A 23,569-nucleotide genomic window follows, 5' to 3' on the forward strand; every position below is an offset into this window, starting at 1 on the left:
ACAGATACTTGCAGAAAGGATAAAATTTACTTTTAGACCTTTTGGGATAGCCCTTATTAATACTTCAGATAAAATTCCTAAGGTTATATTTTCAATCCTTTGGACCGGGTTTCCTCCTTGGCATACAGCCCCGGATGCCCAGTTATGGTGTGATTGGCGATAATACTTTCCGATGGATTGCGTATTTGCGGTGATGTATCTTCGGGATATTGCCTGATACCGTTTCGCACACCTTTCGCTTCCGGTTTGACCTGTTGCCCTTCATGCTCCTTTTCGGTGATTTCGGGTGTAGGCGGCGCAAGTTCCAGCTGTATCTTGCGGTCAAGGGCGGCAAGTTCGGACTTCAACTGTTTCAGTTCTTCCTCCTTCTTCCACACCTTGCCTGCTATCTCCTGCAACTGCGGTATCTCACGTTCCAAGACCTCATTCTTCGCTTTATACTGGTCGATGATGGAGGGGATTCTCTCAATCGCGTTGAGGAAGTTGCGGGCGGCGGCCAACGGGTCAGCCAGCGCCAGATGCCCGTTGTTGTAGGTGTACTTGTAGTTCCCCTCGACCACGAAGCGGTTGTCGGTAAACTCCAATCCCTCTTTGAGTATCCTTTCGCTGACCACCTTTATCGGGAAACCGTAAAACTCTCCAACCTGCGTGTACAACCCTCCGGTCGTGGCATTCTTGGCTATCTCCTGCAAACGCTTTCCGATGACTTTCTCATCGGCGGAATCCACTCCGTCCACCTTTATTATATTAAGGTGATTGCCCTCCTTGTCGGTCTGCACCACAGAGAGGAAGCGGTTCCAGTCCTCCGTCATGGCATCTATGAAAGCTGTGTTGTTGCCCAGCTCGCGGGTCTTCGATTCCAGCTTGAACTCCGAATCACGCTTGCCCTTGTTGAACGACTTGCGTTCCCCTTCGAGCGAGGCGATACGTTTTTCCAGTTTCGCCTTGTCCAGCAGGTCGGTGTTGCCGGATAGCAACGCCATATATTCCGAGAAGTTCATGCCCGATTTCTCGTCCATTGCCCCCTCGTCGATGGTACGCGCTTCCATAGCACCGCTTTTAAGCTGGCTGATGAAAGTCTGCTTGCAGTGCAGGAGGTTGAACTTGTAACTGTCCAGTGATTTTTCCACCGCGTAGATTATTACGTCCACGTTGTTCCCGGCGAAATGCTTGGCTATCTCGTTGCCTGCTCTAACTCCCCGTCCGTCACGCTGTTGCAGGTCGGACGGTCGCCACGGCGTATCAAGATGATGAATTGCCACACACCGTTTCTGTGCGTTCACACCCGTTCCGAGCATGGAGGTGGAGCCGAACAGCACACGCACCGTCCCGGCGTTCATGGCATCTATCACCGCCTTCCGAGCCTTGTCGGTCTTGCACTCCTGAATGAAGCGCACCTCGCTTGGCGGTATGCCGTAGTCCTCCGTCAGTTTGCGCTTGATTTCCGAATAGACGTTCCACCCATCGCCCGGCTGGTAAGTCCCCAAGTCAGAGAAAACGAACTGCGTGCCTTTCTGCGCGTCGTATTTTTGATAATACTCCGCGATTATTTTGGCACAGTGGCTCGCCTTGTTGTCGGGGTGGTCTTCGTAATGCGGGTCTATCATGCGCATGTCGAGTGCCATCTTCCGGGCATAGTCCGTGGCGATAAGCATCTTCGCCTTTTCCTCCGTTTCCGAAAGCGGCAGTCTGCCCAACAGGGTGGCGTCGCCCGTCTTGGCGAATTGCATCAGCTTCTGTATGAAGTCCTCCTGCTCCGGCGTGGGCGGTATGTGGTGCAGTATCTCGTTTTTGTTGGGACGGTCCACGCCCACATCCTCCGCCGTGCGGTAGTCCGTGATTTCATTATAGAAGGCGGCAAGCTCCGGCACTTTGATGAAGTAGCGGAAACGCTCCTTCTGCACCACGTTGTTCGTCACGTTGAACTCAAAATCCGTTGTCTTCTTGGCAAATATCGCCGACCACGCATCAAAACATCGAATGTCCTGCCGTTCCAGCTCCTTCGGGCGCAGGTACTTGAACAGCAGGTACAGCTCAGTCAGCGAGTTGCTGATAGTCGTGCCGGAGAGGAAGGTCGCCCCCAAGTCCTTGCCCGTGCGCTCCTGTATGGTGCGGATAGCAAAGAGCATGTTCAGTGCCTTCTGGCTTCCCTCGCTGTTCCCCAATCCCGCCACACGGTCGTGGCGCGTGTTGAAAGTCAGATTCTTGAACTGGTGCGATTCATCAATGAAAATGTGGTCGATGCCCATCTGCTTGAAGTCCACCACGTCGTCCGTGCGTGACTTTATGGCGTGTTCCACCTTCTCCAATTTCGCTTCAAGGTTATGCTTGCGCTTCTCCAGACCTTTCAGCATCGCCCGCGATACGTTCTTTCCCTGCTGGCGCAGCACTTCGAGGTTTTCCTCCACCGTGTCAAGCTCCGCTTGCAGGATGCGCTGCTGCAACTCCGGCGACTGCGGTATCTTGCCGAACTGGTCGTGCGACATAATGACACAATCGTAGTCGTTGTTCTTGATGTTGTTGAAGAAACGCACGCGGTTGGCGGTCGAAAAGTCTTTCTCCGAAGCGTACAGAATCCTCGCGTTGGGATATGCCGCTTGATAGGTGGCGGCAATCTCCGCAACATTGGCTTTCAGCCCGATAATCATCGGCTTGTGCGCCAAGTTCAGACGCTTCATTTCATGCGCGGCGATGCACATTATCAGCGTCTTGCCGGTTCCAACCTCGTGGTCACAAATTCCGCCGCCGTTCTGTTTCAGCATCCAGACGCAATCCATCTGCGAGGGATAGACGCTCCTGATGCCCCGGCTTGCCAGCCCTTTCAGATTGAGGTCGGGAAAAGTCTGATGCGAGCCGTCATACTTCGGGCGCACGAAACAGTTGAACTTGCGGTTATACATCGTCGTCAGCCGCTCCTTGAACTGTGGCGACTGCTCTTCGAGCCATTCGGAGAAGCCGTTTCGTATCTCGTCAATCTTGGCGTTGGCGAGCTGTATTCCCTCGCTGTCGCGCACCTTGATGTCGTTGCCATGCTCGTCCCTGCCGATGGACTTCATCATGTCGGGACAGGTGTTGTGCAGGGCGTGTTTCAGAAGGTGCATGCCGTCATAGTTACGGTAATACCCCTTCACCAGAAACTCGTCCGTGATTTTCATGGTGCGGTAGCCGCACGCCACCGAAAACTCGTCCATGCTTGCAGAGTAGGCGATTTTCACCTCCGTGTCGAACAGCCGGCTCATGTAGGCGGCATAGACACCCGTCGGAATCCAGCGTTCCCCGAAATTGAAATCAAGGTCTTCAAAAGCGATGCGCGGCGGTTCGGCATCTTTCAGAGCCTCCAACGCCTGCTTCACCTCCGGCATACGTTCACTTTCGGGGTTTTCGCCCATCCAAGCCTCTATGCGTTCCGCTTTCTCTATCACGTTTCCGGCAATAAAGCGGTCCTTAATCTCGTAACCGGTTACGAGCGGATTGTAATAGATGCGCCCTTGCAGGGCTGTGAGCAAATCCTCCGCCGTACTGTCGGTTATCTCCCGCATATAGTCGAGATCGACAGTGCCGAACTTGTTGAGCGACGCGGACAGTGCTTCTTCGGGTGAGCCGACGTTGGCATGGCTCTCCACGGAGAAGGAAACGGGACGCTCGAAGATGTCCGCCTTGACAAACTTCCCGTTCTCCGCCCGTTCCAGCGAAAGGATGTCACGCCCGCCCGCGTCCATCATCACTAACTTCACGTTCTGCTTGGCGTTGAGGTTGCCGTAGCGCATGACAAACTCATCGTAACAGGTGTTTAGATGCTCTCGCCACGGGACATTTGCTTCATGCAGGTTCGATTCATAGCGGTACAGCCGCTCGTAGGCGTCACGGAGTAAAACATACTGTAACGCCTTCTCCTTCTGGTAGCCTTTCAGGTCGAGCGGCTGGAATGTCGCCCCGTATGGCGTGATGTCCTTCAGGTAGCCGATGTTATGACGCCCCCTGTCAGCCACCAGCGACCCTTCGCGCAGGTGCATCTCCGGCGTGCGGTGGTAGGCACGCGGCGAAAGGTCCACGACTTCTTCCTTCGGCTTCTCCGCTTCGATGTCGGGGAAAAGGGAGGTCGCCACCGCTTCCGGTGGGGTATCTGTAACGGCAGGTGCGGTGACTGCTTCCGGCTGTGTTTCCTCCTGCCGTGGTTGCTCACGGGGAGTGTCCGGCACGGCTTTCACTTCCATCTTTTCCGCCGCCGCTTGTTTCTCGTTATGCTGCCTTGCCAGTTCCCGAAGTTCCTTCCTGCGTTCCGGCGTCAAATCCATCATCATCTCGTAGAAGCCGTTGATGGGAGGATTGGTATCCCAGTCCAACGTGGCATAGATGTCGTCCGGGTCGGCAGGCTTGGCGGTGTTCTCCGTTTTAGCCTCCTTGTTCTCTGTTACAGTCTTAGGGGTGGTAGCCGTCGGCACAGCCGTAACATTTTGTGTGACATGCACCTGTGGCTTGGGTAGAACGCGCCTTGCCGAGCTTTCCTTTTTCGCCTCCTTTTTCTTTTTGGCGGTTTTCGGTTGTTGGCTGACTTCTTCCGTCATCCCCCAGAGATCGAGCAAGGATAGCTGCACACCGTCAGAATATTTCGGACGTGGCTCTATCTCCGGCTTTTCCTCTGTGGGTTGCGGTTTCTCCGTCGGAGTTTCCACCGCCTGCATCGAAGATGTTGTTTCCATCTTTATGGCAGTACGCTCCACCTCCTTTTGAACGGTAACTTTTTCTTCCGTTCCCGACTGCCGGATTGAACCCGAATACAGACGCATGGCGAGCCTGTAATGGAAATCCTCGTCGAGCATACGGTGCAAATCCCCGGCGATGCCTGCTGCCTTGCCCTCGTGCAGATAGACCATAGCGGGCTTCCCGTATGGGTCGGTGTCAAGTTTCGCCGTCGTATGCACGATGCGTTCCGGGTGGTGGATGAAATAGGCGTTGTCGGTCAGGTCGGTTTTCGTGTCCGTCTGTATTACGGTCATCAGCCGCTCGTCCTGCGACATTTCCTTCTTGCTGAGGTTCTTTTGCAGGACAATCAGGTCACTGCCCACTTCTGTCCCCGCGTTGTCCGTGAACAGGTTGTTGGGCAGGCGTATCGCGGATACCAGATCAGCCTTACTGAACAGCTCGTTACGCACGGAGGTCTTGGTGCTGTTCAATACCCCTTGCGAGGTGATGAACGCCACGATACCGCCGTCACGCACGGCATCCAGTCCTTTGAGAAAGAAATAGTTGTGGATGGCTTTCTGGGCGGAGCGTCTGCCGAATGAGTCGCTCCGCTGAAACTCAGGGTCGAACACGGCTATGTCTCCGAACGGAATGTTGGACACCGCCAAGTCGAAATAATTGTTGAACGGTCTTTCGATTTTCTCAAAACCGCAGGTGCGCGTTTTCTTGCCGGGATAGAGATGCCTCAGGATTGTACCCGTGAGCAGATCCTTCTCGAAAGCCATCACATCCGCATTGGGGTTGTGCCGCAGCATGGAATCCACGAACACGCCAACCCCCGCCGACGGTTCGAGCATACGGGCGGGGCGGACGCTGTAATCTGCCAGCACGTCCGCGATGGTGTCGGTTATCTCTTTGGGGGTGTAGAAAGCGGTCAGCACGGACGCTTTCAGCGAATCCACAAACCGCTTGTACTCTGTTTCGTCCTTGCTGTTCTCACGGATAAGCCTGTGCAACTCCACTGTCGGGGCGAACAGTTCGAGGTCGGATTTCGCCCACCGGACGGCATCCGTCAGTTCCTTGGCAGGGTTCAGGATACATTTCAGACCGCCGAAACCGCAGTACCTTTGAAGTATGGCACGCTCTTCGGTTGTCGCCGCTCTCTGTTCCCTGTCAAGGATGAATGCCGTCCGTATCGCCTCGATGTTGTCCCGTAGTTTCTGTTTGCGGTTAAACGCCATATTCCCCGATGTAAAGGACGGTTGCCCCCGTCAGCTCCGTATAGAGCAGGTCGTAATCGGAAGACAGGGCGAAGTTGTCGTCCGAAAGGTCATAGACGGAGAACACGTTGCCGACAAGCGGCAGGAGTTTATGGATAAAGGCTTCTTGTTTCTCTTCCGGCACTTCGTTGGCAAACTCGTTCTCCACGACTTCGTGGAGCATGGCGTACCGGGAATAGTGCAACCCGCGCAGCAGTGTTTCCATCGCCAGTTCCTGCGCACCGTCGGTGGGATAGCCTTCAATCCGCGCCTTTTCATACGTTTCGGCGGCACGATCGGCGCGTTCCCGTATGAAAGCGGTGTCGGTAGCCTGTTCAAACTTGTTCGTGCGGAGGTAGTCCATCAGGTACAGACCGTAATAGGAAAAGTCGGACTGCCCTTCGTTGTTCTTCTTGTTGTTCATTACTTTGGAGTTTAGTGGATTGATATTTAACGGGATAATCGGTTGGAAAAAAGGAAGAAAAAGGCACTCGGTATCCCTCCGAGTGCCGCCACTAAATCCAAAGTATGAGTGTAATCCGGTATCGAAGAACAATTCATTACTCTGAACAAGTGGCAAAGTTAATACTATTTCTTCCGTCCTGAAAATTTCTTGCCCTTTTTAGCCTCCGGGAACACGAACGTCGTGTTATATTCCCCGTCAAAGGCGACGACGGCATCGAAGCTCTTGCCCTGTTTGCTCTTGAAGCCTTTGAGCAGCTGGGTATGCCCTTCGGTGAGCAGGTCTTTGATTTCATCGTCGGACAGGGTGCGTCCCGCTTTCAGCCGGAACACGGGAAGCCCGCACTCCGTGTTGTCGCAGCGTACCACCTTGCCGTAGAACCGCATCCTGCCCGTGCCGCACTTGGGACACGCGCAACCGGAATCGCGGCTGCCGAAGAGTTTGTCGCATGAGAGCAGTTCGGAGGTAATCTCCCGCGTGTACGCCTCTATCTTTTTGCGGAAGGTATCGGCGGACAGCTCCCCACGCTCGATGCGTGCCAGTTCCTTCTCCCATTCGCCTGTCATGGCGACATCGGCGATGCGCATCGTCTTCACCACGGAATTGAGTGCAAGCCCCTTTTCGGTGGGGACAAGCAATTTCTTGCAGCGTTCCATGTAACCGCGCTTGAAGAGCGTTTCGATGATGGAGGCGCGTGTGGCGGGAGTACCGATGCCGCAGTCCTTCATCGCCTGCCGCAGTGCGTCATCCTCGATTTCCTTGCCCGCCGTTTCCATTGCGGACAGCAGGGTGGCTTCGGTATGTAGCGGCTTGGGCTTGGTCTTCCCTTCTGTGATGGAAGAGGCTTTCAGTGTCAGCGTGTCGCCTTCCTGCCAGCCGGGAATGGTGGTTTCCTCCTTGTTTTCCTCGCCATAGACAGCACGCCATCCGGCTTGCCTGATGACGCTGCCTTTCACGGTAAACTCCACTCCGGCACATTCCGCCATGACAGCGGTCACGTCCTTGACGCATTTTTCAGAGAATGCCTCGACCATGCGCCCGGCAATCATCTGATAGATGGTATTGTCCTCTTTGGAGAGGAAGAGCGGTTTCTCACCCGTGACGAGTAGGGCATGGTGGTCTGTCACCTTGCCGCCGTCTACGCTGCGGCGTGTCGGGATGGCTTTTGCCCGCACCTTGTCTTTCCATTCGTGCTGTGTGCCGATGAAAGCGAGCAGTTTGGGAATTTCGGCAAACACGTCTTCGGGGATGTAGCGGCTACCCGTTCTCGGATAGGTTATCAGCTTCTTCTCGTAGAGCTTCTGCGCGATTTCAAGCGTCTGCTCCGCCGTGAAGCCGTGCTTGGCGTTGGCTTCTTTCTGAAGCGTGGTCAGGTCGTACAGCAACGGGGTATCCTCCGTTTTCTCCTTGCGCTCGGCTTTCGTTACCGTTGCGAAGCCTGCCGCCTTTACCTTATTATATAGCTCCGTTGCCGGTTCTTTCGACTTCCATTTTTCAGAGGATGAGAATTTCACGACCTTGCCGTCGCAACCGTCCGTTGCGATATGGAGTTGCCAGAAGGCTTCGGGCGTGAAGCGGCGGTTCTCCCAGTAGCGTTCACATACCATAGCCAACGTTGGTGTCTGCACCCGCCCCACGGAGTATGTGCCGTGTCCGGCGGCGATGGAGAGAGCCTGCGTGCCGTTGATGCCCACGAGCCAGTCGGATTCGCTTCGCGCTTTGGCGGCGAGGTATAGGTTGTCATACTTGCCGCCGTCTTCGAGGTTGCGCAATCCCTCGCGGATAGCCTTGTCGGTGAGCGAGCTTATCCACAGGCGCACGAAAGGAGTGGTACTGCCCGTGTAGTGGTAGAGGTAGCGGAAGATAAGTTCACCCTCGCGTCCGGCATCGGTTGCCACGATGATTTGGTCGCTGGTGCCGAACAGCCTTTTGATTGTTTTTATCTGCGACACCACGCCGCTATCGGGCTTGTAGCCTTTCTCCGTCCTGACCTGACGGGGGACGAGCGTGAAGGTGTCGGGGATAATCGGGAGGTTGTCACGGACGAAACCGCGCACGCCGTAGCCATCGGGCATGGCGAGCTGGACAAGGTGTCCGAATGCCCATGTCACGGCATAGCCGCCTCCCTCGAAATATCCTTCCTCTCTCTTTGTCGCGCCCACGATGCGGGCGATTTCACGTGCCACGGAGGGCTTTTCTGCAATGATTGTCTTCATGTCTTCTTCTTTTTTGTTGATACTTTGGATTTTATTTTGGATTCAGTGGCGGACATCGGTCTATACTTTCATGCCCTTGCCCGTTTTCTTCTGCGGCTTGTCCTGCTGCTGTTGCTGGCGGGCGTCCTTCGGAGTGGTCTGACCTTTCTGCAAAGGCTCTTTCAGGTTCTTTGTCGCCTCGTTGGTCTTGCCCTCGTTGTTCACCGCCACCTGCGTGCGGCTCTCGTTGGACGGGGCGACCTGCTGCCCGATGTCGGGATTTGTTTCGTAGCGGTACGGGCGACCCTTCTCCGGGTTGAACTTGATATACATCGTGGCATGGAAGCCCTGCTTGTCGGTCACGTTCTCCAGTTTCACGGCTTTGCCCGCCACATAGTCGGCTTTCTGCTGTTCGGTGAAGTTCACGTCGCTCCATTTGCTGATGGGGCGGATGCTGCCGTCCTCGTTCGTCCACGTGTTGCGGCGTTGCTCCTTCTTGGTCTGTGTGGCATTTTCCCCGCCTTGCGCCTGACTTTTCGACGTGTCGCCTTTGGTTTCCTGCGTCTGTACGGTACGGGGCGACCTTCCGGTTCCCGGCACGAACTCCACGCCGCGCTGCTCCACGTTCACTTGCAGAGTGGTGACGAACTTCCTGCCGTCGTTGCGCTCGATGAGCTTGTCGCGCACGGGCAGTCCGGCGCGGAGCATATCCTGCTCCTGCTTGGTGATTTCCGTCTTGCCGATGCGCTCCGGGATGCGTACCTTGCTCGCCGGAATGTCCGTGATCTCATTCGTCTTGCGGTCGATGCTGATGTAGGAGGGGATAATCTCGCCCGTTTCCTTCTCCACGATGTCCACGACCCTGCCGAGGTTGCCCGTCTCGCGCAGGTTCTTCCGGTCGTCGTCGGAGAATTTGTGTTCCTTGTATTCATCTAACTTCTGCTCCTTGCGGATGAAGTGCGGCACGAGGCTGACATTTCCCTCGCCGTCCTTCTTGAAGGAGAGGCGGGCGTCCAGCTCGAATGATTCGCCGCCGAAGGTGGGCTTGACCTTTACCAAGTCGGACTTGCCGTAGTGGAGCATCTTCGTAAGGTCTCCGGACTTTTCAAGGTCGTCACGCTTCACGCCCCATCTGTCCTCCAGCTCCTGCCAGTTGATTTTGCTCTCGTTGATGGGTTGGTAGCCCTGTCTGCCCTGCGTCTGTTGCGGGCTTTCCTGCTGTTCTTTCTGTTGTTCCATGTTTTCCTGTTTTTGAGGTTCTTGTTTCTCTGTCTTTTGTGCCGCCATCTCTTCCTGCACCTGCTGTTGATAAGGGAAGGTGTCGATTTTGTGCGGTGCAAGGATTTGTTTGTTCTGGTACGGATGCTGAAGCAGGTCTTTCATCACGCCAAGCATGGAATCCACTTGGTCTGCCGCGATGCGGTAGAAACCGAAGCGGCTGGGTTCCTTGCACTGCCGGAAGAAGTTCTTGAAGAAGTTGTCCAGCACGTCGCCGTGTCGGTCGAATTGCAGGAAACTCTGCGCGTTCTCAGCTTTCGCAGGGGTACGCTTGGGTGTGTCGTCTGCATTCAGCCCGGCTACCACGCTGATCTCGCCCGTCTTCTCGTCACGGACTACCAGCACGTCCTTTTCGTCTTTTTTCTTTGCCATTTGAAAAATGTTTTAATGGGTTATTTATGAAAGAAATTATGGATACGAGCCTTGTAGAAGGCTATATCTTCTTTTTTGAAGTCCTTGATATGGTTGGAAAGGAATGTCAGCACATCCTCCTCGCTGTAATAGGTTTTCTTGCCCAGTGTCTTGTAGGGCAATGCGCCGACACTGCGGTAGCGTTGCAGTGTGCGCTTGCTTATCTGGAGCAGCATGCACAAATCCTGATTGTCGAAAAGGCGGATGCTTTCCGTGATAGTAGGCTGTTTCCCCTCAGCCTTCATCGCCAGCAGCAGTTCGTCCTGACGGTCGAGCCGTTCCATCAGCTTCTGCATCCAGCCCTCGAAGTTGTTTCGTGTGAGCAGTTCCATGACCTATGTCCTCCTTCCTTTTGGTTTGCCGCCAGTGCGCAGCGTGTGGTTGCGTTTCAATTCCTGCGGTGTCGCCGCGTCCTCGTTGACGGCACACGCTTCAAGCAGGCGGTCTATTTCCGACTGCCGGTAGCGGCATTTACCGCGAAGCACGACATAACCGATGCGTTGCTCGCTGCGCATACGCTGGAGGGTGCGGGTACTCACGTTAAGCAGGTGCGCCGCCTCGCGTGTGGTGAGCAACCTGTCGGGCGATGCCGCTTTCTTGTCGCCGGAGGCGGCACGGACGTGTGCCGCAATCTCCGCTATCTGTTCCGTCAATGACCGGAAGGCAGAACTTTCCATCGTTATCACTTTCATATTCAGTCCTTTATTTTTGTTTATTTTCATGAACATAGGCTGCGCCTCGGCATACCGTTCAAGCAAGTTTGACGCTCTACACTCGGCTTGCTCTATGTTTCTGCGACAAAATTCGGCAATAAACAAAAGGGGCTTTAACAACTCACTACGTGACTCACGTAAGATTTTTACGGAAGATGGCTCCGTAACCCGGTCAAACGGTGCAACAGGCAGCCTTTCAGCGGAAAACGGTACGTGTTAAGGGCTGCATCGTTACCTTTGCGGGCAAACCGATAATTGCATGAATATGGAAATAGTATCTATCGAGAAAAAGACTTTCGAGATGATGGTGGCGGCATTCGGCGCACTCTCGGAGAAGGTCGCCGCCCTAAGGCGCAAAAGCGACACGGGGCGCATGGAAAGATGGCTCACGGGCGAGGAGGTCTGCGGGCAGTTGAGAATAAGCCCGCGCACGTTGCAGACGCTGCGCGACAGGCGGCTTATCGGCTACTCGCAGATAAACCGCAGGTTCTATTACAAGCCGGAGGAGGTTAAGAGGTTGATACCGCTTATCGGCACGCTCTATTCGCACGGCAGATGATTTGATTTATTCACCCACTGAATCCGAAGTTATGATGAACGAGACCAACGATGTTTTTACGATGGAAGACGAGCCGATAGCCTCTGTGATGCAGGATATGCGCAAAGGCTCGAAATGGCTGTCTGTATTTCTGGAAAGTTACCGCCCTCCGCTGGACGGGGAACGTTACCTGACTGACGGTGAGGTGGCGGAACTGCTCCGTGTCAGCCGACGCACCTTGCAGGAATACCGCAACAACCGCGTGTTGTCCTTCATACTTTTGGGAGGGAAGGTGCTTTACCCGGAAACGGGGCTGCGCGAGGTGCTGGAAGCGAACTACCGCAAGCCGCTGGAGTGAGGCGGCCAACATGAAAAAGGAAACGGGCGACATTTTGTGGTGCTGCCCGTTTACTTTTTATATACTTGGGTGTTTTAATGACCTTAAAACCAGTTTTTTGATTGATCCAACCAATTTCTATCGTTAGAAATTCATATAGTTAATAAAAAGTTGTAACTTTGCATTTAACGCAATCTAAAAATTAATTGTAATGGCAATTTTAAACAACATTAAAAATGTACTATCAGAAAAAGGAGTTATGAGCAAATGGTTGGCAAAACAATTACAGAAAGATCCTGCAACAGTATCTAAATGGTGTAATAATCATTCTCAACCTGATTTGTACACATTTGTTCGTATTGCAAATTTGCTTGATGTTGATGTTCATGAACTTATTTGTCATACAAAAAAATAGTATCTAAAGGAATATAGATGTTTCACCATTTTTAAGCATGTAAATAAAGTGTATGAGCAATAAAATTTGGAATTTTGATATATTAGTTGATGATTGTTTTGTTAATTTTAATACAAAAAAGCAAGAAATAAATCCAGATCATAATGACAGGTTATTATCAGTTGCTAATGGCTTTGAAGATGGCAGTTGGAGATATCGTCAATTCAAAGAATTTGTTTTCAGTAATATTGCAGAAACAGCTTTGTCTGCACAAGAACGAGAGAAATTAATAGATAATGATTACGGTAGGCTTATTGAGGCTGCCAAACATTTACGACTTGTTGACAAAGAGCAGAATGGAAAGGGAAGTGAAATAGCGGAAATTATTCTATATGGCATAATGAAGAACCATTATAAAGCCTTATCTGCAATACCTAAAATTTTTTATAAACAGAATGATAATGATAATGCAAAGGGCTCTGATTCTGTACACATTGTAATTGACCCAAATGGAGGCTTTCAACTTTGGTTAGGAGAAGCTAAATTTTATAATTCTCTTGAGGATGCGCGATTATACGAACCAATAAATTCTGTTGAACAAATGTTGCGCAAACCTATTATGAAAAAGGAATGCGGAATAATGACCAATCTCAATGAACTTGATAAACAAATTGAAAACCAAACATTACTTAAAAAGATAAAAGAATGTTTCGATGAGAATACTTCCATTGACGAAATAAAACCCAAACTACATATACCTATTCTTTTATTACATGAATGCCAGATAACAGCAAGTACTACTGAAATGAGTGATGAGTATAAAAATAGTATTATTTCTTTTCATAGAGATCGTGCTCATTCGTTTTTTAAGAAGCAGATCAACAAGCTTAGTTCTGTTCATAAGTATTCGGAAATAAACTTTCATTTGATTCTTTTTCCTGTTCCTGATAAAACAAAAATAGTAAACTGGTTTATTTCACAAGCAAAAAATCTCAAAAATGATGCAGACGAATGATATATATAATACATGTTTAGATATAAGTAATGTTCTAAATGCTGGTGATATAAGTAATGCAAGATCCAAAGTAATTACATTACTTCATGAGATTAATGGTACTAACAATAATTCATATATGGAATTAGTCAACCATCTTATTCGTGAAGTGGGGCTTTTACCGTATATTGATACATATACTGCATCTTGGGAAGATCGGTTTGTATGTGAAGTTTTTAAAGTTAATATTGGAGAAAGAAAACCTTGTGTCTTACATACTGCTCAATCACAGGTATTAAAGAAGTTATTAGAAGGGAAAAGCGTTGCGGTGAGTGCTCCTACAAGTTTTGGTAAAAGTTTTGTTATTGATGCATTTATTGCGATTAAACAACCAATTAATGTTGTAATATTAGTACCTACGGTTGCTCTTGCAGATGAAACAAGAAGACGAATTTGCCGAAAATTCTCTCATCAATATAAAATAATTACAACAACAGATGTAGAACTTGCGGAGAAAAACATATTGGTATTTCCGCAAGAAAGAGCTTTTGCCTATATAGATAAACTTCCTTCAATTGATATTCTAATCGTTGATGAGTTTTATAAGGCAAGTACAAATTTTGATCTTGAAAGAAGCTCCACTTTACTCAGTTCAATGGTAGAACTCGGAAAGAAAGCTAAACAAAGATATTATCTTGCCCCAAATATCCATGAAATAGAAGAAAATGTATTCACTGAAGGGATGACATTTCTGCGTATGGATTTTAAGACCGTTGTAACGCATGCATGGCGGTTATATAAAAGCAGACCAAAGAATGAAGATAAACAGAGTTTTAAGACACGTAAACTTATTGAATTAATAAATACAGGTATAGGTAAAGCTTTGATATATACCGGCACATATAAGGGAATTGAAGAAGTAACAACAATTCTTAACAGAAATTTATATAATAAAGACTCTGAACTGCTTGCTAATTTTTCTGATTGGCTGGAATGCAATTATGGAGAAAAGTATATTCTTAAAGATTTAGTCAAACATGGTATTGGTATTCATAATGGTCAGCTACATCGTTCTCTTAGTCAAATTCAAATAAAACTATTTGAAGAACAGAATGGGTTAGATTATTTGGTATCGACCTCGTCTATAATTGAAGGAGTAAATACTCAAGCAGAGAGTGTCGTTTTATGGTCAAATAAGAACGGGGCTCATAAGATTGATTATTTTACCTTTCGCAACATCATTGGACGCGCAGGCAGAATGTTTCGTTATTTTGTAGGTCGTGTCTATATGCTTGAAGAGCCACCAAGTCAAGAAAATACTAAATTGAGATTAGAGTTTCCTGATGATGTAGTAAAAAAACTTGATGGAAATGACCCCGGTATAAAATTGAATAATGAACAATATGTAAAAATTCAACGATATCAAGATGAAATGATAGAACTTCTTGGAACGGATATTTGGCATAGAATTGAAAGAATACCACAAATCAGAAGTTGTAAACCATCAATGTTAAAGATAATTGCGGAAAAATTGAAAACTGATTCCAATTGGCCAACAAATTGCGATGCTTTACAAAACAATAATACATGGGAATGGAGGGATGCTTTAGGAGATATCATAGAAATTTTGGAATATCATCGAAAAGGACATTTACGGTATTATGCATGTGCATGTAGTAATGGATGGAAAATGACTATAAAAGAGCTATATAACACAGTAAAAGATTATGGTATTACATATGAGGATATATTTACATTTGAAAGATATGTATCCTTTAATCTCTCATCTATTATTGCGGTAATTAATATTATACGTCAAGAACTTTATCCTAATTCCTCAAATATCGCCAATTTTGTATATAAAGCATCAAATGCCTTTTTACCTAAAATTGTATTTCAACTTGAAGAATACGGATTACCGAGGATGATTAGTAAAAAGATACAAAATGCAGGTCTTATAAATCTTGAAGACGATTCTAAAGAGATTACAATCGTTATACAGGAATTTAACACGATAGGAATTGAATACCTTGAACAAAAAATACCTAATCTCCATTCATTTGACAAATATATATTAAAACATTTTATGAACGGAATTCGTTGCATAACGACAAATCAAAAGAATTAAATAATAGCCATATTATTACCTCTATATTTTTTGAGATATGATATGGCTATTTAGATAAGGATCCATATAGAAATTCTTTCGTATAATTTTCATTTGATATCTTCAACAGTACGCAGTTTTTCCGTTCTGTATAAACATCACGTATGTTTGCCGCTTCTCTTGTGAGAGAACCTTTCCTACCAGCCACATGCGGAACAGGTAGGTGTTGTAGGTGTTCAGCCGAAAAGCAATCAGAATAATGATTTCAGGCGCGTACACGTCCGCGTACAGCCCGTTTTCAAGCTGCATGTAGCGGCACACCTTGTAGTCGTTCAGCACGTCAGACTTGCGGACGGCTTTGATGACGGCGTTCACTGCCGGGACGGTCGTATGGAACAGTCCGGCTATTTCGGTGGCGGTCATCCACACATCGTTACCGGTTACGCTGACCGCCTTGTCCTCTATGATGATTATGTCACGTTTCATGGCTCCTCTTTTTTAGATGGTGCAACCTGCAAATTCCTCGACGTTGTTTAACCTTGCGGCAAGGTTTTCCATATCCTGATTGAGTTTTTCTTTGGTTATCTTCGCGTAAATCTGCGTCGTCTTTATGCTCTTGTGTCCAAGCATGGAGCTGACCGTTTCGATGGGTACGCCGTTGGAAAGGAAAACTGTCGTGGCTGCCGTGTGGCGGCTTTGATGCCACGTGATATGCTTGGTGATGCCGCAACGCTTGGCGACGGCACGGATACCGGCAAGGCACGTGTTATAATGCGGAACGGGGAATATCCTGCCGTTCTCGCATAGCCCACGGTATTTGCCGATTATGCGGTTGGCGATGTCAAGCAGGCGGATGTTGGACACCACGCCCGTTTTCTTGCGGTTGATGTTTATCCACTCGTGTTCGTCGAAATAGGTACGGATATTCTCTTCCGTGAGGTTGCGCATATCCGCGAACGACAATCCGGTGAACGCACAGAACAGGTAGAGGTCGCGGTACAGTTCCTGTTTGGCGTTTTCAGTTTCCCCTCCATCAGCAGGCGTATTTCGTCTTTGGTCAGGAAACTGCGTGTCGTTTCCTCCTTCTTGATTTCATACTCGCGGAACGGGTCGCGTGTCAGCCACTCGTTGTTGATGGCTATGAACACCATTGTCCGTAGCGGGCAGACGTACAGCCACACGGTATTGGTGCAGCAGTGCTTGTCCGTGCGCAGGAACATCTCGAAGTCGGAGATGAAAGCGGGAGTAAGCTCTTTTAGGGCGATGTCCTTCACATGGTAGCGGATGTCGAGGAACTCTTGCAGGTGCTTGTAAACGACACGGTACTTTTCCAGTGTACCTTTTGCTTTCATGCCTGCTTCCACCTGTTTCTCATAGTTCTCGTTGTGCCGACGGAACACCTGCATCAGCGTGTGGTAGCGGTGTTCCAGTCCGAGAAAGGCGTTCTTTACCTTCTCCGCCGTGACGAAGTTGTCACGCTCCATGATTTCCTGATAGTGTCTGTTGATGCGCACCCGCATCTTGTCAAGCATACGGTTCGTTTCGAGTGCCGCCGCGCTTCTGCCCGTGACACGTCCCCCTTTGGTGTCCCACAGCTTCGGATCGACACTCAACTTGCAACTGAACTGCGTCTGGCTGCCGTCCACCGTGATGCGTCCCATGACGGGAACCGTCCCGTCCTTTTTCACTACCTGACGCTTGAGGTAGTAGATTACTGAAAATGTACTCTTCATCGTTCTTAATTTTTGGATTTCAAAATTAGTTGGTGAAGAGTCCGGTGTCGGTACGCAAAACGGGGAGGAACGGCGCAATCTTTTTTCCGTAACCGTATTTGTTACGTGAGTTGTGGGTAACTCACTATAACATAGTGTCTTGTTTCGCCATTCGTACCCGTTTGTCGCATTTTCGGACATGGTTACGAACAAGTAACGTTGCGGCGTCAAGATTTGGCTTCGGCAAGGATTGTAATGGCTTCACGAATTATCGCCACTTTAACTAAAACCCTTGTAACTCAATTCTATCACTATATCTTTCCGCATTTCACTTTTTTGTAGTAACTTTGCAAACCAAAAAAGATAGAAGCGAATGAAGTTTACTCCACAAATAGCTATCATTACAGCAAACCCACTAGAAGGAAAAGGTCTTGCTGAAATGATTAAGCGTATGATGCCAATGGGTGAAGCTTGTATTTTTCACGACTTTGAAGAAATGCAAAAGGAGAACAATGGGCAATTTTTCCACTTTTTTATTACAGGTCACGTTCTTTTACAACATTCTGAATTCTTTACTCCGTTGTGTCATCGTACCATTGTCTTGATCAATGGTACTGATACTGGTTGTATCCCCAATGCTTTTCGCACAATCAACACACACCAAACAGAGACAAACTTCACACGACAATTGCTCAGCATTTTCCATAGTGGACACGGTACCAACTCGCAAACACCTCACCCGCGCAACCTTCCCACTCCACTAACTCTGCGCGAAACAGAAGTACTGCACTTTGTAGCTATGGGACTTATCAACAAAGAAATTGCAGAAAAATTGCAAGTGGGGCTTACCACTGTCATCTCCCACCGAAAGAATCTTACTGAAAAACTTGGTATCAAATCTGTCAGTGGCCTTACTGTATATGCTGTCATGCACGGGATAGTAAAGCTGGAAGACATTTAAGGTCCAACTAAGGAATAGCATTCTATAAACCTTTAAATCATACTCAATAAAAAACGACACCTGTTTCTGATTTTACGTAAAATTCCGAAACACTTTTAGTATTTTTCTATCCATTGCTCTAAATACAGTTGCAATGAATTAAATAAGAGCGTATATTTGCAATATAACACGATAATATTCACCCTCTTGCATACAAGAATCTATAGCTATAACGCAATTATTTTAATTACTCATCTTAATTTTTAAATGCTTATGGACAAGAAACTTTACTCTGTATTCTTACCAATTTTATTGGTATTATTTTTCTTTACTTCCTTGCCTATACAGGCTCAGTCTAAGCTAAGATACATAGCTGACGGGAGTGTTCCTATACAAAGTTTTTCTGTTCGAACCATCACTCCAAACACAACTGTGTCTGTAAAATTCCCAGATGGTATTGTAGCTGAAGCCGTGAGCGATAACGAATACCGTCTCACACAGTTTGCCCATCGAATCAAAGATGTCCCAGCTCCTTGGACGATAGAAATATCTGTTGAAGGAATTGCGTCTTTCGCCTCTCAGCAAACAGGTATCACAAAAGTAGATCTTACAGGCTGTAAAGAAATCAAACGACTCACGCTACCTTATCAAAATCTTGAAAGCATAAACCTTTCCGGACTCGAGGAAATGGAAGAACTTTATCTCCATGGCAACACAAAACTAAAAGCTTTAGATGTTACAGATCTTACCGAACTTAAAATTCTCAACATCTCCAACACTGAGGGATTGGTTCCAGTAGGTTTGAATCATTGTACAGCACTCAGCTATCTGTATGCTTACAACTCTTCTTTAAGCAACCCTGACCTCTCGGCGTTAACAGAACTACAAGTTCTTGATTTGACGAATACAAAGACCTCATCCATAGATCTTTCTAAAAATACAAAGTTGCAAAGTGTTGAATTGACAGATAATCTTTTAACCGACGTGAATCTCTCCGCTCTGAAAGATTTGATAAAATTAAATATCAATGGCAATAAACTACAACACATTGACCTCCATCAGAATGCAAAGCTCGTTGAACTCAATGTAAGTAGCAACCAACTTCAAACACTCAACATTGTATTGGATTCACTGACCTCTTTGGATTGTGGTGCCAACAGACTCCCGATTTCTCAACTGCCAATGCGAGGAAACTTATCTACTTATATCTACTGGCCACAAAAAGATTTTATGGTAGCACAGCAAGTTGAAGTAGGAAAACCTTTAGATTTAAGCCAAGAAGCAGAAGCTACAGGCGTTGCACAAAGCAAGAAGAAAACAGTTTTCTTTGTGTACGATTCTGAAGGAAATATGCTTTCAGAAGGCGATGATTATACTTGCACTAATGGTATTTTCACTTTCTCCAAAGCATTTGATAAAGCTCTCCGAATAAAGATTAAGACCGCTGCTTTCCCTAAACTGAAAGATAAGGCTTCTCTCTATAGCACATACTTCAAGGTGGTAACTCCCACTACTGGCATCAATTCCACTACTACAGCTAAAGACCCCTATTTTTCCACGACTCCAGGCCATTTAACAATCGTCCTCACAGATAAATCAGCCATTATTTCCATCTACCAACTTGATGGTAAATGTGTTACAAAAACATCTATTGAGCCGAACAGCCCTCTATCCCTACCACTACCACAAGGCGTTTATCTTATTGTTATCGGTGACAAATCTTTCAAGGTTATTATTCCATAATTAAAAATATGCTGCAGAAGCTAGCACTATACTCTGTCAGCCAACTTCACTAAAAATACTCTCATGCAGTATTGTAAAGAAAAAGAAATACATAGGCACACATATTATCTGAACAAATATTTAATTTTCATGAATACAAGAAACAAATCTATTCTTATTTTTGTTGCAGGAATTATCACTGGTTTTATTTTAACTATTCTATTAGCTCTAATATTACGACCAAGGAATACAGATGAAAACTTGCAGCTATTCGAGAAACCTACACAAGAAATCAAAGCAAACAGTTTCAGAGTTATGCAAGTCTTACCTGACGGCAGTGCTTTAGCTATGGTTGACAACATTTCTAGTATGCTAAACAATAGCCTTTCTAGTACAGCTGACAACTCTGTAGAAAATGGAACAATAGTATTATTCTTAAACAACAATAATAGCAACACTAATTACTACGATGAGCAAATTATAACACGCCCGTCTGGAAAACATTTTAGACAGATAGGTATCTATCGATATATAACTAAGCAAGAAATGATGAAAACGGTTCCTGTTATCGCTATTTTCGATAAATAGTAAGCTACTATAAAAGAATCAATAATAGTATAGAACAGTAAAAGCGAAGTCGAAGGAAATAGACCTCAGACTTCGCTTTTGTTATGGGAGAAAAACACGGACTGTTATGAACGTGTCTTATGTTTTTTATGGGTTGGTTTCGCCTTCGATAAAATTCTCCATGAAGATATGCTCTCCGTCAAACACGGCGTAAGTAAACTTATCAATCCAATCACCGAGAATGAAGAGGCGCGACTCTTTTTGGAGATGTAAATCCAATTCTATGTGGCGATGTCCAAAGATAAAATAGTTGATATTGGGATGCGTCTTTAGATAATTCTTTGCAAAAACAACGAGTTCTTCCTTGTCCTCACCAAAGAAAGGAGGTTCTCCACCTTCCAGTTCGTGTTTCCGTCGAGAATGCTCTGCCCATTTCATGCCAAACCACATACCCCAACGGGGATGAATGCTAGCAAAGAGACGCTGACAAAGGCTATTATGAAATACTCGGCGGAGCAGCATATATTTCCTATCGGAAGAGCCAATGCCATCACCATGAGCCAGATAGAACAAACGCCCTGCAATCTCTGTCACACAGGCAATATCTCGATGAACAATCATTCCACATTCTTCTTCAAAATAGTTGTGTACCCACAAGTCGTGGTTGCCTGTGAAGAAGTGCACTTCCACACCATTATCCGTCAGCTCGCTAATTTTTCCCAACAAGCGCGTATAGCCTTTTGGCACCACATATTTATACTCGTGCCAAAAGTCGAAGAGATCGCCTAAAATGTAGATCGCCTCGGCTTTGTTCTTAATAGAGTCGAGAAAGTTGACGATGCGACGCTCGTGCATACGGCGGTGTGGTATGGCCCAGCTGCCCAAGTGTGCATCAGACAGAAAATAGACGTTCTTCATTTCGCAATATTTTACATCAAACCTAATTCGAGTTTTGCTTCTTCCGTCATCATGTCTCTGTCCCATTCGGGTTCGAAAACTACGTTGACAAGAGCTTGTTTCACGCCCTCAACAGCATTGAGCTTTGTCTGAACATCTTCCAATATAAAGTCGGCTGCGGGACAACTGGGTGCTGTGAATGTCATGTCCACATCCAGCTGGCCATTTTCCTGCAAATCTATGCGATATATCAGGCCGAGGTCGTAGATATTTACGGGAATTTCAGGGTCGTAAACAGTTTTGAGAACCTCCACGATACGTTCTTCAATCTTGGTCTTTTCTTCTTGTGTCATTATAATCTGTATATAGAGCAGAAAGCCATCAAAGCCGTCCTGCTTGGTTGTAACTAAAAAAAGTGCGATCGCCCATAATGATATGGTCGATAAGGTGAATATCCATCAGATCTGCCGCACGTTTCACTTTCATTGTGAGAAGATCATCTTGCTGACTCGGATTAGTACTTCCACTGGGATGATTGTGACACATCACAAGGGCAGTAGCCTTAGCCAGTAAGGCTTCGCGTAGCAACACTCGAACATCCACGGCCGTAGCCGTCAGTCCACCACGCCCGATGCAGATATCGGAGATGAGAGAGAGGTTTTGACGGAGGAGCAGAATGTGAAATTCTTCCACTGCAAGGTCCTCCATGCGCGGAAGGAAGTATTCGTAAAGCACCTCAGGACTGTTGAGCACCACATCGGCCGAAGCGGGTTCTTGCGCTCTCCTCTTCCCCAATTCGCATGCAGCAAGGATGGTAATAGCTTTCGCCTCCCCTATTCCTTTGTAGCGGCATAACTCAGCAATAGACATACGCCCCAACCTGCGAAGACTACCGTTGCAATCCTTCATGATGCGCTGCATCAAGCTCACGGCACTCTCCTGCGGTGTACCACTACCAATGAGTATGGCAAGGAGCTCGGCGGGTGTCAAGCTATCTGCACCTCGCGCAGACAATTTTTCGCGCGGTCGGTCGGCTTCGTCCCAATTCCGAATAGTGAGCGAGTGATCTTTGTCAGAAGAAGACAATCCCTGCTGGCTTTGGGGAAGTGCTACGGCTGGAATGTCGATGCTTACTTCAGGCTTCATTCGTCTTTAGATTCCTACGGCCAAAAGGCTGCATGTACTATTTATAAAAATTCTTCTTGAAAGCTTCAAATTCTCCTCTGCCCAACACGCAACGTTGCCACCAGGCACGAATAAAACCGCTACCGTATCCTGTGAGTTGAACAAAAGCAGCCGCAATAGAGCGCAGCCCCACACCCAAACTCTTGTTTTGCAGAGTTGAATCAACGCAAATAATGAGCGAATAAAGCACGAGGGGAAGCGCTCCAATGAAAACGAGATACTCACCAAGGAAGCTACAATTATTGAAAGATGCAGCCACGGGACAATCCGTTGAGTGGCAAACCAGCGCGCCCGAAGCCATGAGGAGAAGACCGACCAGGACAAGAAGCAACAAGAAACCTACGCCCAGAGTGAAGACCATGGGGAGCAGGTGTACAAGTTTGAGCGTACCAGGGTGACGCTTGGTCAGATTGATACGTGCAATACCTGAATTATGAACTTGCTTGAAAAACTTCTTCAAATCGGTCCGACGCTTGTGCCATACCCATGCCGTGGGAAAAAGGTGGGCTTTGTAACCATTCTCGAAAATGCGGGTGGAAAAGTCAATATCTTCTCCAAAGCGCATTTTGCTGAAGCCTTCGAGCTTCTGGTAAACATCAGTACGTACGCCCATATTGAACGAGCGAGGATAGAACTTGTCCATCTTCTTTTTTCCGCCACGAATACCGCCTGTTGTAAAGAATGATGTCATAGCATAGTTGATGGCTTTCTGCATCGGACTGAAACTCTCGTGGGCACGATCTGGACCGCCAAAGGCATCACAAGGATGCTGCGTGAGTTCAGTTTCAACAGCAGATAGGTAGTCAACTGGAAGCACCACATCGGAATCAAGAATAAGTACATATTCTCCGTGTGCTCGCTCAACGCCATAGTTGCGCGTTTGGCCTGGGCCAGAATTAGGTTTTTGGAAATAGTGTACGTCAAGCCGTCCCGCATAGTTTTCCACAACATCGTGACACGGAATAGTGGAGCCGTCTTCAACGACTATGACTTCAAAATCCTTTAAGGTCTGTTCGCAGAGCGAAGCCAACAATTCATCGACTTCGTCAGGACGGTTGTAAACCGGAATGATGAACGAATACTTCATAAACGCAAAGATACAAAGACAATTGAAACATGACAAAGTTTTTACCTTCCTTTTCGGCCACACAATTGTTGGCAGAATTCTCTCCTC

At 47.5% G+C, this 23,569-nt stretch carries 19 protein-coding genes and 1 pseudogene; 8 read left to right on the forward strand and 12 right to left on the reverse strand.

From position 1 onward, the window contains the following. Positions 1–83: 83 nt before the first annotated feature. The 6 genes from ACO4R2_RS09525 to ACO4R2_RS09550 all read right to left on the reverse strand — a co-directional run bounded on the left by ACO4R2_RS09525 (position 84) and on the right by ACO4R2_RS09550 (position 10,981). Positions 84–5,924, reverse strand: a complete 5,841-nt coding sequence (locus ACO4R2_RS09525; protein WP_484770004.1) for an N-6 DNA methylase — start codon at positions 5,922–5,924, stop codon at positions 84–86. Then, entirely contained in the window at positions 5,914–6,366 is a 453-nt protein-coding gene (locus ACO4R2_RS09530) for a DUF1896 domain-containing protein (protein WP_004371702.1), read from the reverse strand. Before ACO4R2_RS09530 ends, ACO4R2_RS09525 begins: the two co-directional genes overlap by 11 nt. A 164-nt stretch (positions 6,367–6,530) precedes the next feature. Beyond that, positions 6,531–8,621, reverse strand: a complete 2,091-nt coding sequence (locus tag ACO4R2_RS09535) for a type IA DNA topoisomerase (protein WP_004371701.1) — start codon at positions 8,619–8,621, stop codon at positions 6,531–6,533. 60 nt (positions 8,622–8,681) lie between these two features. Then, positions 8,682–10,250: a DUF3945 domain-containing protein gene (locus ACO4R2_RS09540; protein ID WP_484770005.1), complete on the reverse strand. Its 1,569-nt coding sequence runs from the start codon at positions 10,248–10,250 to the stop codon at positions 8,682–8,684. Between the two features lie 20 nt (positions 10,251–10,270). Then, a complete protein-coding gene (locus ACO4R2_RS09545; RefSeq protein ID WP_004291454.1) occupies positions 10,271–10,621 on the reverse strand; it encodes a helix-turn-helix domain-containing protein in 351 nt (116 codons plus the stop codon). A 3-nt stretch (positions 10,622–10,624) separates the two neighbouring features. Beyond that, positions 10,625–10,981: a helix-turn-helix domain-containing protein gene (locus tag ACO4R2_RS09550; RefSeq protein WP_002561004.1), complete on the reverse strand. Its 357-nt coding sequence runs from the start codon at positions 10,979–10,981 to the stop codon at positions 10,625–10,627. A gap of 280 nt (positions 10,982–11,261) precedes the next feature. Between ACO4R2_RS09550 and ACO4R2_RS09555 the strand changes: the two genes are divergently transcribed. From ACO4R2_RS09555 to ACO4R2_RS09575, 5 genes are all read left to right on the forward strand, one after another. Beyond that, positions 11,262–11,561, forward strand: a complete 300-nt coding sequence (locus ACO4R2_RS09555) for a helix-turn-helix domain-containing protein (protein WP_019131010.1) — start codon at positions 11,262–11,264, stop codon at positions 11,559–11,561. 31 nt (positions 11,562–11,592) lie between these two features. After that, a complete protein-coding gene (locus tag ACO4R2_RS09560; protein WP_002561005.1) occupies positions 11,593–11,898 on the forward strand; it encodes a helix-turn-helix domain-containing protein in 306 nt (101 codons plus the stop codon). 190 nt (positions 11,899–12,088) lie between these two features. Next, the gene (locus ACO4R2_RS09565; protein WP_002561006.1) at positions 12,089–12,292 is read left to right on the forward strand and encodes a helix-turn-helix transcriptional regulator; all 204 of its coding nucleotides are present in this window, start codon (positions 12,089–12,091) and stop codon (positions 12,290–12,292) included. A 52-nt stretch (positions 12,293–12,344) separates the two neighbouring features. Further along, a complete protein-coding gene (locus ACO4R2_RS09570; RefSeq protein ID WP_002561007.1) occupies positions 12,345–13,286 on the forward strand; it encodes a HamA C-terminal domain-containing protein in 942 nt (313 codons plus the stop codon). Beyond that, complete coding sequence (locus ACO4R2_RS09575; RefSeq protein WP_004355287.1) at positions 13,270–15,393, forward strand: DEAD/DEAH box helicase; 2,124 nt, start codon at positions 13,270–13,272, stop codon at positions 15,391–15,393. The genes ACO4R2_RS09570 and ACO4R2_RS09575 overlap by 17 nt, the downstream gene beginning before the upstream one ends. A gap of 102 nt (positions 15,394–15,495) precedes the next feature. Here ACO4R2_RS09575 and ACO4R2_RS09580 read toward each other — a convergent pair whose 3' ends face one another. Continuing rightward, the gene (locus ACO4R2_RS09580; protein WP_002561010.1) at positions 15,496–15,858 is read right to left on the reverse strand and encodes a hypothetical protein; all 363 of its coding nucleotides are present in this window, start codon (positions 15,856–15,858) and stop codon (positions 15,496–15,498) included. Between the two features lie 12 nt (positions 15,859–15,870). Then, positions 15,871–17,105: pseudogene (locus ACO4R2_RS09585) on the reverse strand (site-specific integrase). 352 nt (positions 17,106–17,457) lie between these two features. On the opposite strand from ACO4R2_RS09585, the gene ACO4R2_RS09590 reads away from it, so the two are divergent. From ACO4R2_RS09590 to ACO4R2_RS09600, 3 genes are all read left to right on the forward strand, one after another. Further along, the gene (locus ACO4R2_RS09590) at positions 17,458–18,045 is read left to right on the forward strand and encodes a helix-turn-helix transcriptional regulator (RefSeq protein WP_484770006.1); all 588 of its coding nucleotides are present in this window, start codon (positions 17,458–17,460) and stop codon (positions 18,043–18,045) included. 411 nt (positions 18,046–18,456) lie between these two features. Continuing rightward, the gene (locus tag ACO4R2_RS09595; protein WP_484770007.1) at positions 18,457–19,767 is read left to right on the forward strand and encodes a leucine-rich repeat domain-containing protein; all 1,311 of its coding nucleotides are present in this window, start codon (positions 18,457–18,459) and stop codon (positions 19,765–19,767) included. A gap of 129 nt (positions 19,768–19,896) precedes the next feature. Then, positions 19,897–20,334: a hypothetical protein gene (locus tag ACO4R2_RS09600; protein WP_484770008.1), complete on the forward strand. Its 438-nt coding sequence runs from the start codon at positions 19,897–19,899 to the stop codon at positions 20,332–20,334. A 126-nt stretch (positions 20,335–20,460) separates the two neighbouring features. Here the strand turns inward: ACO4R2_RS09600 and ACO4R2_RS09605 are convergent, their stop codons facing one another. Genes ACO4R2_RS09605 through ACO4R2_RS09620 form a run of 4 tightly spaced genes read right to left on the reverse strand, consistent with a single transcriptional unit; the run spans position 20,461 to position 23,482 of the window. Continuing rightward, positions 20,461–21,231 (reverse strand): UDP-2,3-diacylglucosamine diphosphatase, encoded by a 771-nt coding sequence (locus ACO4R2_RS09605; RefSeq protein ID WP_311490525.1) that lies wholly within the window; start codon positions 21,229–21,231, stop codon positions 20,461–20,463. A gap of 11 nt (positions 21,232–21,242) precedes the next feature. Further along, on the reverse strand, positions 21,243–21,563 hold the full coding sequence (locus ACO4R2_RS09610; protein WP_311490526.1) for a metal-sulfur cluster assembly factor: 321 nt from the start codon (positions 21,561–21,563) through the stop codon (positions 21,243–21,245). A gap of 28 nt (positions 21,564–21,591) precedes the next feature. Beyond that, a complete protein-coding gene (gene radC, locus ACO4R2_RS09615; RefSeq protein ID WP_484770009.1) occupies positions 21,592–22,356 on the reverse strand; it encodes a RadC family protein in 765 nt (254 codons plus the stop codon). Between the two features lie 37 nt (positions 22,357–22,393). Further along, positions 22,394–23,482, reverse strand: a complete 1,089-nt coding sequence (locus tag ACO4R2_RS09620) for a glycosyltransferase family 2 protein (protein WP_484770010.1) — start codon at positions 23,480–23,482, stop codon at positions 22,394–22,396. Between the last annotated feature and the right edge of the window lie 87 nt (positions 23,483–23,569).

This window comes from Alloprevotella sp. (assembly GCF_057240785.1).